Annotated in this window: 1 protein-coding gene; it reads left to right on the top strand. The window is 69.2% G+C overall.

All coding sequences use genetic code 11. From position 1 onward, the window contains the following. Window positions 1-286, top strand: a 286-nt coding sequence (locus MOV75_RS42165; protein WP_249796945.1) for a condensation domain-containing protein, incomplete at both ends; no start/stop codon positions are given.

The following is a 286-nucleotide window of genomic DNA, read 5'->3' as shown; positions in this document are numbered from 1 at the left end:
CGTGATGTATCTCGGCCGCATCGTGGAGATCGCGGGCCGGACGCGGCGCGAGGTGGAAGGGCTGATCGGACTGTTCGTGAACACGCTGGCGCTGCGCGGCGAGCTTGGCGGCGATCCGAGCTTCCGCGAACTGGTGCGGCGGGCGCGCGAGAGCGCGCTCGGTGCGTTCGCACATCAGGACCTGCCGTTCGAGCGCCTGGTGCAGGAGCTGCAGCCGGCGCGCGAGGCGAGCCGCCATCCGATCTTCCAGGTCCTGTTCGCATTGCAGAACGTGCCGCAGGAGAAG

This window comes from Bradyrhizobium sp. PRIMUS42 (assembly GCF_023006515.1).
Lineage (GTDB): Bacteria > Pseudomonadota > Alphaproteobacteria > Rhizobiales > Xanthobacteraceae > Bradyrhizobium.
The sequence above is the reverse complement of the archived record's forward strand: the minus strand, read 5'-3'. Positions and strand labels throughout refer to the sequence as shown.